This is a genomic window from Streptosporangium sp. H16 (genome assembly GCF_051918855.1).
Classification (GTDB): Bacteria; Actinomycetota; Actinomycetes; order Streptosporangiales; family Streptosporangiaceae; genus Streptosporangium.
Map to the genome: position 1 here is coordinate 284,290 of NZ_JBPXMD010000008.1, position 14,314 is coordinate 298,603.

Here is a 14,314-nt window from a genome sequence, read left to right on the forward strand (position 1 = left end):
GTCGTGCGTGACCTGGGACCGCTGCCCGGCACCGGCCGCCGAACATGATCTGATCTTGACCACCCAGGATCTCGGCCGGCGACGCCGACGCGCAGACCTCGGCGACGAAGGCCGAGCCTGACCGTGCCGTCGCGGGATCGGCGGCACCGGCGTCAAGCCAGGTGACCCGTCCGTGTGGTGCCAACGGGACTGACGGCCTCGCGGGACTCCGGCCGAAAGTACGCCTTGTCAGTGGACGATCGGCCGGCTCGGGTCAGGCCGTTCTCCCGATGAACCGCCGCCGTCCCGGTTGTCACGATCGGACCATGACCGATGAGAGCCCGACAGGACACCTCCTGTCCTCGCAGCCGCCGCGAAGCGGCCGGCCGGCGGATGAGCGGAAGACAGCGGAGACTTTCACCGTCCGTGCCCGTGCCGAAGTCGCCACGACCCCCTCCGCCGGGTCGGGTTGGCTCCTGCCCGCCGCGCTGATCCTGCTCGGCGCCGTTCCAATGATCGCCGGAGCCGCCCGCCTGACCGAGCTGACGGCCGGCGCGGAGATCACGCCGGGAAACGCGCGGTTCTTCGCGGCACCCCTGCCCGTGGTGCTGCACATCCTCAGTGTCAGCGTGTACACCATCCTGGGGGCTTTCCAGTTCGCTCCCCGTTTCCGCCGCCGGAGGCCGGGCCGGCACCGCGCCGCCGGGCGGGTCCTGGTCCTCTGCGGCATCGCCGCGGCGCTTTCTGGTCTGTGGATGACGCTGTTCTATCCCCGGCCTGAGGGCGACGGTGATCTCCTCGCCGGGATCCGGCTTGTGTTCGGCTCGGCCATGCTCCTGTCCATCGTTCTCGCCTTCGCCGCGATCCGGCGGCGGGATATCGCCCGGCACCGCGCCTGGATGATTCGCGGTTATGCGATCGGCCTGGGCGCGGGCACGCAGGCGCTGACCCACCTGCCCTGGTTCCTGATTCTCGGGACACCCGGCGAGTTCCCCAGGGCGCTGCTCGTGGCCGCCGGCTGGGTGATCAACCTCGCCGTGGCCGAATGGGCCATCCGCAGGCGGCCGACCGGTCAGAGTCGCACCTCCGCGGGCCGTACCTCCACGGTGGGTGCGGAGCGCATGAAGTCGTAGCGGATGACGCACGAGAAGCCGGCGTCCCAGCGGCACCGGCTCACCGGCCGGGAGGCCGAGGTGTTCGCCCTCGTCGGCCGGGGGTTGTCGAACTCGGAGATCGCCGCCAGGCTCCATCTCGGGGAGACGCATCTGGGCAGGGTGCTGGACAAGCTGGAGCTGCGCGACCGCTCACAGGCCATCGCCTTCGCGTACGAGAGTGGGCTCGTCCGTCCCGGCGAAGACTGAAGATCGCGGGCGTTGACACCGCCTACCGGATGACTTCGCGACTCATCGCCGTGGTGGCCAGGATCTGGAGCGCTTCACCGGAATGCCGGTAGGGTTTCGCTCCCGGGGCGAAAGGATCATGGTGTCGCGGGTTTCCCGTTTGTCGCGGTCAGCGCTGTCGGTGTGGGTGGCGGCCGCGGCTGTCACGGCCTTCCCGACGTGGGAACTGTGGCGCGAGCGACTCAGCCTTGAGGAGTACGCCCAGCTCCATGGGGAGACCGCCCAGATCTACGGGTACGTGTGCCAGTTCAGCAGCGGATCGACGCTGTCACCGCTCGCCCCGCTCCGTGGTGACCTCGAAGCGGTCATGGAGATCGCGACGGGGTGGGCGGTTCCGGCTCTGGTGGTCCTCCTCGGACTTCTCGCGTGTCTCGTCCGCGGGGATCCCGCGACCGCGGGCCGGCGGGTGGCGGGACTCCTCGTCCTGAACGCGGCCGTCGGGCCTCTCGCCTCGCTGCACAGTGAGCGGGGCATGTGCCGCGAGACGATCCCGCTGTTCAGCGCTGACTGGTTCGGAGCGGTGGCCGACGCCTGGGGAATCACCCAGCTGTGTCTCCTGGTGGCCGCGGCGCTGGTGCTCGCCGCGTCCCGGGCGGTGCGGCCCATCACGGGGGGCGAGCCTGCCGCGTCCCGGGCCGGGATGATGTGGCGCAGGCCGATCGCGGCCCTGGCCGATTACCTGATCGTCGCCACGGTCCTCAGCGCCGTCGCGGGGACGGCCGGATACTTGATCGGCGTCGGCTTCGCACCCCGCATGGGTGCCGGGCTCCTGGAGCGAGCCGGGGATCACGTGCCCCCGGACAGAGTGCGGCCCGGGGAAGTGGCCGTCCTGGCAGGGCTGTTCCTCTACGTCTGGGTGCAGCACGTCCTGTGGGGGCGGACGCTGGGCAAGCGAATGGTGGGGGTACGCGTCATCGACGCGCGGACGGGCGGACGGTTGGGAGCGGGGAAGGCGGCTCTTCGCACGCTTGTCTTCCCCTTCCTCGCTCTCGTGCCCGGCATCGGGCTGCCCTGCCTTCTCGCGGTCGGGGTGTGGATGCTCTTCGATCCGGAAGGCCGGGTCCTTCACGACCGCCTGCTGGGTGCCACGGTGGTCGGCCGCCGTGGCCCGAACCTCACTTCAGGACGTCCGAGAAGCTCGGGTCGATGAGGCGCTTGACGTCGACCTTGCCGGGAATGAGCGCGAGGTCGCCGAGCCCGTCCTTGACCGGATGCGCCTGCAGGCCGCTTGAGCAGCGGCCGGTACCGTTCTTCTACCGAGCGACGAGTCCCGCGGCTCGCCGCTGACCATGGAGAACACGAGGGAGACAGCCATGGACACCACCGCCGATCGGATGGCGGCGGCGTACTTCGACGCCATCGAGCTCCTCTGCGAGGTGACGCCGATGGGCTGGTACGCCGAGCGGGGCACCGCCCGCGCGGCGGTGACCCACGCGGGCGTCGCGACGTTGAACGCGGCCTACGACACGGCACCGGAACCGGATCGCGAGTCGCTCGACGAGATGGCGACCGAGGTCGGCAGGCAGGGCGCGCCATGGTCGATCATGGTTCGGGGCGAGGCGGGCGACGAGGTCGCCGGCCTCGCGGCCGGGCACGGGCTGGTCGAACGCAGTGATCTGTGGCTGCTGGCCTGCGCCGCGGGCGACATGGTGTTCCGGACCGGCGCGGCGGAGCGAAAGCCGGTACGCCAGGTCGGTGCGGCCGAGAGCGATCTCTACACCGACGCTCTCACCCAGGGCTTCGAAGCTCCCGAGGGCGTCTTCGGCTCGTTGATGGGCGGTGGCGTGCTCGACGCCGACCCCATCACCGGCTATCTGGCCGAGGAGTCAGGACGGCCCACCGGCACCGGGCTCGGGATCCGGAGCCCCGGTGTGGTTGGCGTGTTCAACATCGCCGTCGTCCCGGCCGCACGGAGCTGCGGCCTGGGCCGGGCGATCACCGAGACCGTGCTGCTGGACGGCATCGCGGCCGGAGCGGACGCGGCCTACCTGCACACCAGCGCGATGGGCCGGCCGCTCTACGAGTCGATGGGTTTCCGCCCCGTGGAGAAGTGGACCGTGTTCGAAGCACGGTGACGGACAAGACAGCCCGATCGGGGAAGAGGATTCATGAACTTCAGTGAGAACGTGCGCGCGGCCTTCCGGCGCGGTGAGAGCGACGCCGTGGTGCGCATGAGCGAGGCCGAGATCGAGCGGGCCCAGGCGGCCGGTGACGCGGCGGGCGAGGTGGAGGCCCGGTACAGCCTGGCCCGGGTCGCCATCCGCGGTGGTGACCTGCCGGGCGGAGAGGCGCGGGCCCGGGAGGCGCTCGCGGTCGCGCTGCGCTCCGGTGACCGCGGCCTCGAGGAACGGCCGAGGCACGTGCTGGCCGCCGTGGCGCGCATGTCCGGAGACCTGCTCCGGGCTCGGGATCTGTACCGGGAGAGCATCGCCCTCAACGAGGCGCTCGGCCGGCCCGAGACGGTCAACTCCGAATATCACAACCTCGCGTTCTGCGAGCTGGGCCTGGGCAATCTCGACGCGGCGAGGAAGCTGTTCGCCGAGGGCCGTGAGCGGGTGTTCCGCAACGGCTGGGCCGACTTCGTGCCGTACGTCTGCGTGGCGGGCGCCGCGTACGCCTCGGCCGAGGGTGATCACGCGCGGGCGGCGCGGCTGGCCGGAGTCGCGGACGGCGCGTTCGCGTCGCTCGGCCAGGTACCGGATCCTGACGACGCGGCCGACCTCGCCAAGGTGCGCGCCGCCGCCGTCGAGGCGCTCGGCCCGGACGCCTTCGACGAGGAGTACGCGCGAGGCCGGCTCCTCGATCCGCGTGCGGCCTTCGCCGACGATCGATGCTGACGCGACGGTCCCCCGTCAACCGGCGGGGTCGCGCGGGCGCGGGCGTACGGAGATCTCCAGGACGGTGACCCGCGCACCGTCGTCGTCCGTGAGGTGCTCTTCCACGTTGGGGCCGGCGATGTCCAGGTGGTGACGGTCCAGCCAGCCGAACAGGTCCTGCCCGGCCTGGATCACACCGGCGGGCGGGACGACGGCGCGGACGACGGCACGGGCGGGCAGGACGAGCCGCTCCCCGCCCCGGTCCGTGGTCACCGCCGCGGCGAATCCGCCGGTCGGGGGCCGGAGCAGCCAGGTCAGCAGGGTCACGGGCGGTGCCGGGCAGACGGTGGCCAGCTCGGCCGGGTGATCGAGGCGCAGGTGGCGTACGCGCAGGTGGCGCGGGCCCACCGTGGCCTGTTGCGGCAGGATCGACATCGGCGTCGCGAGATGGTCCTCCGCGTGAGCCGCGGTCGTGGCCAGGGCGGTGATGTCACGCCGGATGCCCGCCAGGACCTCGGCCACGGCCTGCCGCACCTGTGCCTCGGGCGCGTCCAGCAGGTCGGGGATCTGACGCAGCGACAGGCCGAGACGTCGTAGCGCGCGGATGTGTTCGAGCCGGGACAGCTCGGCCACGCCGTACCGCCGGTAGCCGGTGGCGCGGTCTGTCGCGGCGGGCATGAGCAGCCCGATGTGGTGGTAGTGGCGCAGGGTGCGTTCCGAGACGCCGGTCATGCGCGCCAGTTGTCCGATCCGCCACATCTCGACCTCTCGTGTTGACCTTGTCCTTGCGTCAGGGTTCTAGCGTCACCGTCCATGACCGACTCGACCCCTGGAAACCGGCTCACCGGTGTACTGCTGCTGTGCTCGCTCATCGCCATGGTCGCCGGTGCGGCCGTCGTGGTGCCATCGGGGCTTACCCTGAATCCGTCCGATCCCGCCGCCGCGCTGTCCGCGGTGGGCGAGCACGTCGGGCTGCACCTGGCCGAGCTCGCCCTCGACGTGCTGGGCTGGCTGGCGCTGACCGCCGCGGGGCTGGTGATGGCCGCCGGGTCGGCCGAGGCGCCCGGACCGCATCTGGTGGTGCTCGCCGGCGGGCTGCTGGCGGCCGCCGGGCTGGCGGGCATGCTCCACGACGCCGGCAATCTCGCCGTGACCCGGCTGACCGCCGTTCCCGAGGCCGCCGCCGTGGCCGCGGCGGTACTTCTCACCGCCAAGTGGATGGTCAACCTGGCCGGGCTGTTGTGGGTCGCGGCCACCGTCGCCACCGCGATCGGTGTCCCGATGCCCGCGGGGCTTCGCCGGGCCGGTGTGCTCGTCGCGCTCCCGGGGCTGGTCGCGGTCGCGCTTCCGTGGACGGCCGGCGTGCAGGGACCGTCGGTCGCGATGGAGCAGCTCGGGTACGCCCTTCACCTGCCGATCATGCTGTGGTTCGGCGTGCTGGGCCGGCGATGCCTGCGTGCCGGGTGACCAGGTGACGCGGCTCGGGCGCAGGCTTCGGCGTCGGCTCCGGTCAGCGCGCGATCAGCCGGCCTTTCAGGGGAAGAGCGGTGGTCCTGGCGACCCTGCCGTTCTTGATCCAGAGAACCCGGGTGGAGCCTCCGTCGGTGGTGGCGAGTTCCGGGACGGTGTCGCCGTCCACGTCGAGCAGTGCCACGTTGGCCCCGCCCTTCCCGACCCAGTCCGGCCGGCGCGGCCCGGTGGCGGAGCCGTACAGGACGGCGACCTCGCCCCGGCCGCGAGCTCCCGCGACGAGGTCGGTGTAGCCGTCCTTGTCGACGTCGCCGGCGGCGAGCGAGCCGGCGTGGTCGTTGGCCGGGTCGCTCGTCCCGGTGATGCCGGGCAGGGCCAGCGTCTTCAGCCGGCGCCTGTCGACGCCCGCGGGACCGCCTCGCAGGACGAGAAGCCTGCCGGTGCCGATTCCGACGACCACGTCGGCGTACTTGCCGCCGTGGAAACGGCCGACCCGGACTGACCAGCCGAACGGCTCGCGCGTGCACCTGGCGGTGTTCGCCCTGTTGTCGGCACCGTCGGGACCACCCGCGCACGCCTGCGCGTCCATGACGCGGCCGTCCACGTTTCCGCTGGTCACCATGGTGTCTCCGGCGGTCGTCACGCCTCTGGCCGACCCCTTGAACACGTGGACGGCCCCACCGATGTCGTATCCCGGCCGTCCGGACGGCGCGGTGACCACCAGGTCGTTGTATCCGTCTCCGGTCACGTCTCCGGCCGCCAGCGCGGCGCCGAAGAGGCGGCTGTGCTGGCTGAAGCCGACCACTCCCGGCGTGTTCTCGCTGAGGCGCAGTGCCCCGGAGGAGGTGAGACCGCGGCGGGAGCCGTACAGGACGACGGCGGCGCCGCCGCGCGTCGCCGCGCTGTCCAGCGTGGTCTCCGGCGCCCCCACGGCGAGGTCGGTGTAGCCGTCCCGGTTGAGGTCGGAGGTGGTCAGCGCGTTGCCGAAGCCGTGGCCGGTGCCGAGCCGGGGGATACCGCCCTGGCCGGGGGTGAATCGGCCGGTCCGGCCGACATAGCCGTCCGCGCGCCGGCCGTACAGGACGGTGACCGTGCCGCCGGCGCCGACCGCCACGTCCGCGAGGCCGTCCCCGTCGAAGTCGCCCGTCGACAGCGCGGTCGCGCGCTGGTCCCGGACCGCCGCTCTGCCCTTCAGCGGCTGGATCGTGAGCGGACCGGCGCCGCCCACCACCAGGTCGGCCCCGCCGTCCCCGTTGACGTCCCCGCGGACGGAACGGGGAGGAAGCGCGGCTCCGGTGGCGAGCACGGTTGCCAGCACGATGACCGCTATGCGAGGGGACATGCAGGGATGGTACGGGAAGGTCTCGTCCATGGGCAGTGGCGGCGGGCCGCGGGGGTGCCGGTGGCCGGATCAGTCGCGGACGGCGCAGAGGAGACGGTTGTTGCCGCGCTGCCAGAGGGTGCCGATCTCGGCGAATCCGGCATCGCGGAGGGCGTCGACGTGTTCGGAGAGCAGGGAGGACTCCGAGCCGTGATGGTCGGCGCCCGCGGTGGTGCGTGCGGTGCGGAGCTCGGCGAAGGCGGGATCCGCGGCGACCGCCTCCCACCACTGGCGCCAGTCCTCGGGGTGGCCGCCGGCGAACGTGCGCCGGGTCTCCCGGTCGTGCACGGTGCGTTCGAGCTGGGCGATGGCCGGAGTGGTGTCGTCGGTCTCCATGTGGTCGCCGTTGAGCAGGAGGCCGCCCGGACACAGCACGGTCGCCAGCTCGGCGTACATCTTCCGGAGGTCCGGTCCAGAGATCCAGTGCAGCGCGGTGGTGCTCACCGCCACGTCGGCCGGTCCGTCCAGGCCCAGGGACTCGGTCCATCCGGGGGTGCGCAGATCGAGGGAGACGAAGGTGAGGTGCGGGTAGGCGGCCCGGCCGAGGCCGAGCAGCAGGGGGTCCGCGTCGACCGAGATCACTGTCGCCCTGGGCAGCCGTTCCAGGAGGCGGGCGGACAGCGAGCCCGGTCCGCAGCCGAGGTCGATGACCAGCGGGTCGGGGCGGCCCGTCGCTTCGACGGCGTCGATCAGCGCGGTGAAGCGCTCCTCGCGGTCGGGCAGGTAGCCCTCCTGCTGGCGGTCCCAGCGTGCGATCCACTCGAGTGCGGCATCGTGGGTGAGCACCATAGTCTCCTTGTAACTGTCGTATAGACTTATGCCAGTTACAAGCTAGAACGCGAGGATGTAACTGGTCAAGTGGACTTCAACAGTCACGCTGATGCGATCGTTCGGGTGGCGGTGGGGTTGGTCAACGAGCTGACCCCGGGAGAGAGGCGAGGCCGCGACTTCCCGCCGCCACGAGATCTCGTCGCCGCCGCCACGGAGGGCCTGCGCACCGGCCACCCGGACCACCGGGAGGTCACCGAGACGGAGGCCGGTGAGCTCGTCGAGATCGCGGCGCGGCTGCGCGTGGTCTTCGACGCCGTCACGAGGGGAGACGTCGACGTCGCCGCCCTGCGGGTCAACGATCTCCTTGAGGAGACCCGGGCCCGGCCGATGCTCGAACGCCACGACGGGGAGCCGTGGCACCTGCACTTCCACGGCCCGGGTGGCACCATGGCGGGCGACTGGGCGGCGAGCTGTGCCACCGGTCTCGCGATCGTGCTGGGGAGCGAGTATCACGACCGTCTCGGCGTGTGCACGGCGCCGCACTGCAACCGGGTCTACGTGGACGTCTCCCGCAACGGTACCCGCCGGTTCTGCGGCACCACCTGCCAGAACCGCGTCAAGACCGCGGCCTTCCGCGCCAGGGGCAAAGGCCTGTGAAGGCACGCTCCCGAGGATGCCGGGACACCTGGCGGGCCGGGTGCGAGGCCGGCCGTTTTCGCGGCCCCGGCGGTGCCGGAGTCTTCCGCGCCGCCGGCCCGACCGCCGCCGAAGCCCGACGTCAAGCGAGTGCGCGACGCCAACCGGGCCCTCACCGGCGCGATCTCGCCCGCCTGCGGCTGACCGGAGGGCCGGGCGGAACCCTGTCCCGCCCGGCTCCGGTGGCTCAGGCCGCGGTATGACAGGCCCGCGGGCCTGTCATACCGCGGTGGACGCGGTGGACGCGGTGGACGCGGTGGACGCGGCGAAGGCGGCGATCGCCCGGGTGAACTCCTCGGGCTCCTCGAGGTGGCCGAAGTGGCCGCTGTTCTCCAGGACGAGCAGTTCGGAGCCGGGGATCAGCTTGTCGAGCTCGTGTGCCCAGCGCACCCCGCAGATGACGTCGTACCGGCCGACGACCACCAGGGTGGGCGTGGTGATCGCCCCCAGCAGCTCCCTGTCGTCGATGACGTCGGGGGCCAGGTGCTCGTCGAGGCCCGAGATGTGTGATCCGCTCACCGTGGCCCGCAGGGGCGCGAACTCCTCCGCGCGTCCCCAGTAGTCGGCGAAGTAGGCCGGGAGCAGCCCGCGGATCGTGGCGGTGAACTCCTCGTCGTTCGAGATGGCGGGGATCGACCGGAAGGCGTCGAGGACCTCCTGGAGCTCGGGGTTGCCCGCGTTCCTCCGGGTGAACTCCTCCATGTTGCGCATGGCCTCGGCGAAGTGCTCGGCCCCGGTGACCGGTGCGCTGTCGTACAGGACGATCCCGGCGAGCCGGCCGGCGTGGCGCAGGGCGTAGTGCTGCACCACGAAACCGCCGTGCGAGTGGCCGAGGAGGTACACCTTCGGAAGCGCGAGGTGGTCGATCAGGTCGTCGAGGGCCTCCGCGTAGCGGTCTCGCGTGTAACCGTGGGGGTGCGTATCGAGGCGGCCCGATTCGCCCGTGCCGATCGGCTCTACGTACACCATGGTCAGGTGCCGTTCCACCGCCGGCATCCTCATGTACTCCCAGAGCACTCCGGGGCCACCGGAGTGTGCCAGGCACACCGGTCCGGTGCCGTGGACGTGGTAGCGCTGGACGATGCCGTTCAGGTCGACGGTGTGGGTGCCGGGCGACAGTGGGTTCGTGCCGAGGGCGTTCATGGGATCTCCGGTCTTGCGGTGTCGTCACTGACACCGGCAGGACGCGGGGGCGGCGGGTAAGTTCGATCCGGCCCCTGTGATCGTGGTCACAGCCGCGGCCTCGGGCGGAGCCGCCGTTCCGTGCTCAGGCCGGTCCGGAGGGCCGCGGATCGTGAAGGGCCGGCCCGGAGGGCCGCGGATGATAGAGCCGCAGCTGGTGGACACGCCCCTTGTCGAGGGACATGAGCCAGGTCACGGCGGGCGGGCAGTGCTCCGGGTTCTCCACCGGATTGGCGATGTCCATCTCCCAGATGGTGATGTCACGGCTGGCGACCACGTGGGCGAGGTGCTGGCGGACCCCGGCCTCCAGATCGCCCTCCATTCCCCTGAGCAGGAATTCGCGCCCGATCGTCGGGCGCTCCCCGACGAGCAGCGCGACCTCCGGCGACCACCGTTCGGCCAGGACCTCGGCGAACCTTCCCCGCGCGGCCGCCTCCAGGGTCTCCAGGGCCTCCCGCCGGCTCGCCGCGGCCAGCTCGGCGGCGTCGCCGTGCGCCGAGTCCGCGGTCGCCCGCAGGGCCTCGGCCAGCTTGGCCCTCCCCTGGCTGAGCCGGCTGCGAACCGTGCCCACCGGTACCGCGCAGGCCGCCGCTATCTCCTGGTAGGACGTGACGCGACTGCTGAAGTGCCGCAGCATGACGGCCGTCCGGACGGGCGGGGGCAGCTCCTCGATCGCCCGCCAGACCCAGTCGCGCAGCGCGTGCCGCTCCAGTGCCTGCTCGGGGGTCGCGTCCGGGGAAGGCAGCACGAGCTCGTCGAGGAACCGGGTGTCATGGGCGGCCCGGAGACGCGTCCGGCACGCGTTGCGGACGATCATCCGCAGCCACGGCCCCACCGCGGCGGGGTCCCGGACGTCGCCGATCCGCCGGAGCGCGACCAGCGCCGCGTCCTGTACGGCGTCGTCCGCGTCCGGCCCGTGCCCCAGCAGGCTCAGCGCCACCGCGCGCATGCCCGCCTGGTGGCGCTCCAGCAGCAGCCCCAGCGCCGCGACGTCCCCGGACTGGGCGCCGAGGGTGAGTTCCGGGTCCGAGATCCCGCTGGGCGTCATGCCGGTCCACCTCTTGCTCCGGCCGTCTCCACGGTCCGGCCGATTTGTTCTGGCCGTCTCCACGGTCCGGCCCATTTGCTCCGGCCGTCCTCACGGTCCGGCCGATGCCGCTCGCGACCGTGATCCCGCAGGTGGTGACGGCCGCATCCATGATCGTTGATCGTCCGCGCTCGGTCCCGCACGGGCGCCCAGCATACTTCGGGGTGCCGGATGCGCCGGCGACGGAGGGCTCCGCCGGACTGCCCGCGAGAGGTGGTCGTCGTACGCGCGGCGGGTCCGTCGTCTCAGAGTTTGATGACGACCTTTCCCGGCACGTGCCCCTTCTCCTGGTATTCGACGGCCGCCCGGATCTCCTCGAACGGGTAGACCCGATCGATGACCGGGGTGACCTTCCCGGCCTCGATGAGCCCGGTCAGCGTCACCAGGTTCCTCTTGTTCTCCGGGCAATGGACCACGTCCGTCCTGGCCGTCCGCTGGGACACGAACGGCGCGGTCGCGAGGGCCGAGAACATGTGACCGACGGGTCGCAGCCATCGGCCACCCGGTCCGCCGATGATGACGTAGGCCCCTTTGGGAGTCAACGTCCGGCGGCAGGCCGACACCGGGCGGCCCCCCGCGACGTCCAGCAGGAGGTCGTAGCGCCGCTCGGCCCGGGTGAAGTCCTCCTTGGTGTAGTCGATGACCTTGTCGGCGCCGATCGACCGGACCATGCCCACGTTCCCCGTGCCGCAGACGCCGGTGACCTCCGCGCCGAACGCGCGGGCGATCTGCACGGCGAACGTCCCCACCCCTCCCGAGGCGCCGTTGACGAGGACCCGCTGCCCCGGCTGGATCCGTCCGTCGTCGCGCAGGCCCAGCAGGGCGGTGCACGCCGCCATCGGTACCGCCGCCGCCTGCTCGTACGACAGGTTCTCCGGTTTCGGCGCCAGCTTGTCCTCCCGGACGCACACGTACTCGGCGAAGCCGCCCTCCTCGAGCAGCGCGAACACCTCGTCGCCGGGGCGGAACGCCGTCACGTTCGCGCCGACCGCCTCGACCTGCCCGGCCATGTCGGCGCCCAGGATGCCGAGCTTCGGGCCGCGAAACCCCAGGGCGCCGGGCATCAGGCGCGCGACGTACGGCTCGCCTCTCATGTTGTGCCAGTCGTAGGGGTTGACGGAGGTGGCGTGCACCCGGACGAGCACCTCGCCGTCGCCGGGAACGGGGGTGTCGATCTCCGTCAGATCGAGGACGTCGGGGGAGCCGTACGAGCGCAGGACGAACGCTTTCAACGCATTCTCCTCATCCATCGCGGGTGGGTACGAGTCTGCCGGGGCGCCATGCCCACGGACCGGTGCCGGGGGATCGGAGGCGTCGCCGACCAAGTGGCGCCGAGGATGTCCCGGGCCATGAGAATCACGGTAGAAGACCCCCGCGAGGGACTCATCAGCCGAAAGTACGCCCGATCGATGGACGATCGGCGGGCTCCGGGCGGGCCGTTCCGCCGATGGAGCGCCACCGTCCGAGCCGTTCCCCTCGCCGCCCGGATCAGCCCCGAAGGCGCCTGGTCTCGTAGGCCCACATCGCGATCTCGACGCGGTTGCGGGCACCGAGCTTGGCCATCAGGCTCGCGATGTGGGACTTGACGGTGCTGAGGGAGATGTGGAACTCGTCGGCGATCTCGACGTTGGTCCGCCCCCGTGCCACGGTGACGAGGATCTGCTCCTCCCGGTCCGTGAGCGCCTCGACGGGGCGCAGCGAGGGTGAGGTGGGCCCGGTGTCGGCGAAGGCGCCGAGCAGTCGCGCGGTGACGCTCGGGGCGATGAGCGCGTCACCGACGGCGGCGGCGTGGACGGCCTGGGAGAGCATGACGGTGCCGGCGTCCTTGAGCAGGAAACCCCTGGCGCCGGCCCTCAGCGCGGCGTAGACGTATTCGTCGAGGTCGAACGTGGTGATGACGACGACGGCGAGGGGGTCGTCGACGTCCGGCCCGGCGAGGAGGCGGGTGGCCTGGATGCCGTCGAGGCCGGGCATGCGGATGTCGAACAGGCACACGTCGGGGCGCAGGCGCCGCGCGAGCTCGACGGCTCGCCGCCCGTCGGCGGCCTCGCCGACGACCTCGATGTCCGGCTGGGCGTCGAGGATCATCGCGAGCCCGGTGCGGACGATCTCCTGGTCGTCGGCGACGAGCACCCGGATGCTCACGCCGTCGCCCCGGCCCGGGGCAGTACGGCGGTGACGGTCCAGCCCCGCTCGGGGTTCGGTCCGGCCTCGCAGGTGCCGCCGAGCAGCTCGGCGCGTTCGATCATGCCGATGAGCCCGTATCCCGGCGGCGCGGGCGGGCGTGCGGAACCGGTGTCGCCGTCGTCGCTCACGCGCAGGCGCACCGACGTGTCGTCGGCGGTGACGCGGACCTCGACGCGGGTGGCGTGGCGGGCGTGCCGCCGGGCGTTGGTGACCGACTCCTGGGCGAGGCGGTAGATCGCGGCCTCGACCGAGGGAGGGAGGTCGCCGAGGTCGTCCGGGATCTCCACGTCGACGGACGGGCCGGACGCGCCCCGGCCCGCGAGCTGCCGGAGGTCGGTGACGCGCCGGCCGGGTGCCAGCTCCGCGGGTTGGGTCCGGCGCAGGACGCGGACCATGGCGCGCATCTCGGCGAGGGCGCGCGACGCCTCGGCCTCGATCACGTGGAGCGCCTCGGTCGCGGCGTTCGGCCGCGACGCCGAGGTGGCGATGCCGGCCTGGGCGCGGATCGCCATCGCCGAGACGTGGTGGGCGACGATGTCGTGCAGGTCGCGCGCCAGCTGCTCGCGTTCGAGCAGCTTGACCTGGTCGAGCTCGCGCATCCTCGCCCGCGCCCGGTACCGGAGCGCTCCGCCCAGGGCGACGGCGGAGAACATGACGGCGAACGTGGCGACCACGTCGGCGGGGGTGGGGTGGTCGAAGACGATCGAGAGGTAGACCGCGACGAGCATGATCGCCAGCCCGATCACCGCCTCGCGCCCGGATCCCCACCGGAACAGCGAGTACACCACGAGCAGCAGATAGGCCATCGTGTACGTCTCCGCGGAGTCGCCGCCCGTCAGCAGCGGGGCCAGGCTCGTGACGCCGAAGACGATCATGACCACCGGCAGCGGCCTGGTCCGGCGCCACAACAACGTGGGGATCAGCCCGACGGTGACCGCCACCGCGACGGCCCGCCACGGAAGGTCCGGCCGCAGCACCCCTTCGAGCAGCGCGATCGGCACGAGCACCCCTACGAGCACCCAGTCCCGCCACACCCGCGGCGGCGGGTCGGGGGGGCGGGGCTCGTCCCACACGGAGCGGACAAGGGGGAGCACCTCCTCATGGTACGAGAACAGGTACCACTTCGGATCGGCCCAAAGTACGAGAGGCGCGTTCGACCGGCGGTTCGTGGCGGCAGGAGCCGGTGACGTCGATCCTCGTCTCCGCCAAGAACCCGACGGTGATCGCCTTCACGTTCGTCTGGATGGCCGGGGTGGCCCGCCGGATGATCCTTTCCGGCGGGCCGAGAGAGTCCGCCGGTTCTCCCGCGGGCCCCGGCGCCGGCGGCTGACGGCGGGTGGGCGTC

The 14,314-nt window shown here is 72.1% G+C and carries 16 protein-coding genes; 8 read left to right on the forward strand and 8 right to left on the reverse strand.

Translation table 11 applies throughout. The features are described 5' to 3' along the window. Window positions 1-305 precede the first annotated feature (305 nt). The 5 genes from ACTOQ2_RS16525 to ACTOQ2_RS16545 all read left to right on the forward strand — a co-directional run bounded on the left by ACTOQ2_RS16525 (window position 306) and on the right by ACTOQ2_RS16545 (window position 4,216). A complete protein-coding gene (locus tag ACTOQ2_RS16525) occupies window positions 306-1,112 on the forward strand; it encodes a DUF2306 domain-containing protein (protein WP_440100422.1) in 807 nt (268 codons plus the stop codon). Window positions 1,113-1,115: 3 nt separating this feature from the next. Then, window positions 1,116-1,340, forward strand: a complete 225-nt coding sequence (locus ACTOQ2_RS16530; RefSeq protein ID WP_440100423.1) for a response regulator transcription factor — start codon at window positions 1,116-1,118, stop codon at window positions 1,338-1,340. Window positions 1,341-1,479: 139 nt separating this feature from the next. Next, window positions 1,480-2,529 carry an RDD family protein gene (locus ACTOQ2_RS16535; RefSeq protein WP_440100424.1) on the forward strand — a complete coding sequence of 350 codons (1,050 nt, stop codon included), beginning with the start codon at window positions 1,480-1,482 and terminating at the stop codon, window positions 2,527-2,529. A 163-nt stretch (window positions 2,530-2,692) separates the two neighbouring features. After that, window positions 2,693-3,454 (forward strand): GNAT family N-acetyltransferase, encoded by a 762-nt coding sequence (locus tag ACTOQ2_RS16540; RefSeq protein WP_440100425.1) that lies wholly within the window; start codon window positions 2,693-2,695, stop codon window positions 3,452-3,454. 33 nt (window positions 3,455-3,487) lie between these two features. Beyond that, window positions 3,488-4,216 carry a hypothetical protein gene (locus ACTOQ2_RS16545; RefSeq protein ID WP_440100426.1) on the forward strand — a complete coding sequence of 243 codons (729 nt, stop codon included), beginning with the start codon at window positions 3,488-3,490 and terminating at the stop codon, window positions 4,214-4,216. Between the two features lie 15 nt (window positions 4,217-4,231). Here ACTOQ2_RS16545 and ACTOQ2_RS16550 read toward each other — a convergent pair whose 3' ends face one another. After that, complete coding sequence (locus ACTOQ2_RS16550) at window positions 4,232-4,954, reverse strand: MerR family transcriptional regulator (protein WP_440100427.1); 723 nt, start codon at window positions 4,952-4,954, stop codon at window positions 4,232-4,234. Between the two features lie 54 nt (window positions 4,955-5,008). Here ACTOQ2_RS16550 and ACTOQ2_RS16555 point away from each other — a divergent pair, with 54 nt between their 5' ends. Then, window positions 5,009-5,662, forward strand: a complete 654-nt coding sequence (locus ACTOQ2_RS16555) for a hypothetical protein (RefSeq protein WP_440100428.1) — start codon at window positions 5,009-5,011, stop codon at window positions 5,660-5,662. A gap of 43 nt (window positions 5,663-5,705) precedes the next feature. On the opposite strand, the gene ACTOQ2_RS16560 is transcribed toward ACTOQ2_RS16555, so the two are convergent. Next, entirely contained in the window at window positions 5,706-7,007 is a 1,302-nt protein-coding gene (locus tag ACTOQ2_RS16560; RefSeq protein ID WP_440100429.1) for an FG-GAP-like repeat-containing protein, read from the reverse strand. 69 nt (window positions 7,008-7,076) lie between these two features. Beyond that, entirely contained in the window at window positions 7,077-7,832 is a 756-nt protein-coding gene (locus tag ACTOQ2_RS16565; protein ID WP_440100430.1) for a class I SAM-dependent methyltransferase, read from the reverse strand. Window positions 7,833-7,940: 108 nt separating this feature from the next. On the opposite strand from ACTOQ2_RS16565, the gene ACTOQ2_RS16570 reads away from it, so the two are divergent. Further along, the gene (locus ACTOQ2_RS16570; RefSeq protein WP_440100431.1) at window positions 7,941-8,474 is read left to right on the forward strand and encodes a CGNR zinc finger domain-containing protein; all 534 of its coding nucleotides are present in this window, start codon (window positions 7,941-7,943) and stop codon (window positions 8,472-8,474) included. Between the two features lie 258 nt (window positions 8,475-8,732). Here the strand turns inward: ACTOQ2_RS16570 and ACTOQ2_RS16575 are convergent, their stop codons facing one another. The 5 genes from ACTOQ2_RS16575 to ACTOQ2_RS16595 form a co-directional block, all read right to left on the reverse strand. Continuing rightward, entirely contained in the window at window positions 8,733-9,656 is a 924-nt protein-coding gene (locus ACTOQ2_RS16575; protein ID WP_440100432.1) for an alpha/beta fold hydrolase, read from the reverse strand. Between the two features lie 124 nt (window positions 9,657-9,780). Beyond that, window positions 9,781-10,743, reverse strand: coding sequence for an RNA polymerase sigma factor (locus tag ACTOQ2_RS16580; RefSeq protein ID WP_440100433.1), 963 nt, complete (start codon window positions 10,741-10,743; stop codon window positions 9,781-9,783). A gap of 284 nt (window positions 10,744-11,027) precedes the next feature. Further along, entirely contained in the window at window positions 11,028-12,032 is a 1,005-nt protein-coding gene (locus ACTOQ2_RS16585) for an NAD(P)-dependent alcohol dehydrogenase (RefSeq protein ID WP_440100434.1), read from the reverse strand. A gap of 238 nt (window positions 12,033-12,270) precedes the next feature. Continuing rightward, entirely contained in the window at window positions 12,271-12,927 is a 657-nt protein-coding gene (locus ACTOQ2_RS16590; RefSeq protein WP_440100435.1) for a response regulator, read from the reverse strand. Further along, window positions 12,924-14,063: a sensor histidine kinase gene (locus ACTOQ2_RS16595; protein WP_440100436.1), complete on the reverse strand. Its 1,140-nt coding sequence runs from the start codon at window positions 14,061-14,063 to the stop codon at window positions 12,924-12,926. The genes ACTOQ2_RS16590 and ACTOQ2_RS16595 overlap by 4 nt, the downstream gene beginning before the upstream one ends. Before the next feature lie 89 nt (window positions 14,064-14,152). Here ACTOQ2_RS16595 and ACTOQ2_RS16600 point away from each other — a divergent pair, with 89 nt between their 5' ends. Beyond that, window positions 14,153-14,299, forward strand: a complete 147-nt coding sequence (locus ACTOQ2_RS16600; RefSeq protein WP_440100437.1) for a hypothetical protein — start codon at window positions 14,153-14,155, stop codon at window positions 14,297-14,299. The last annotated feature ends 15 nt before the right edge of the window (window positions 14,300-14,314 follow it).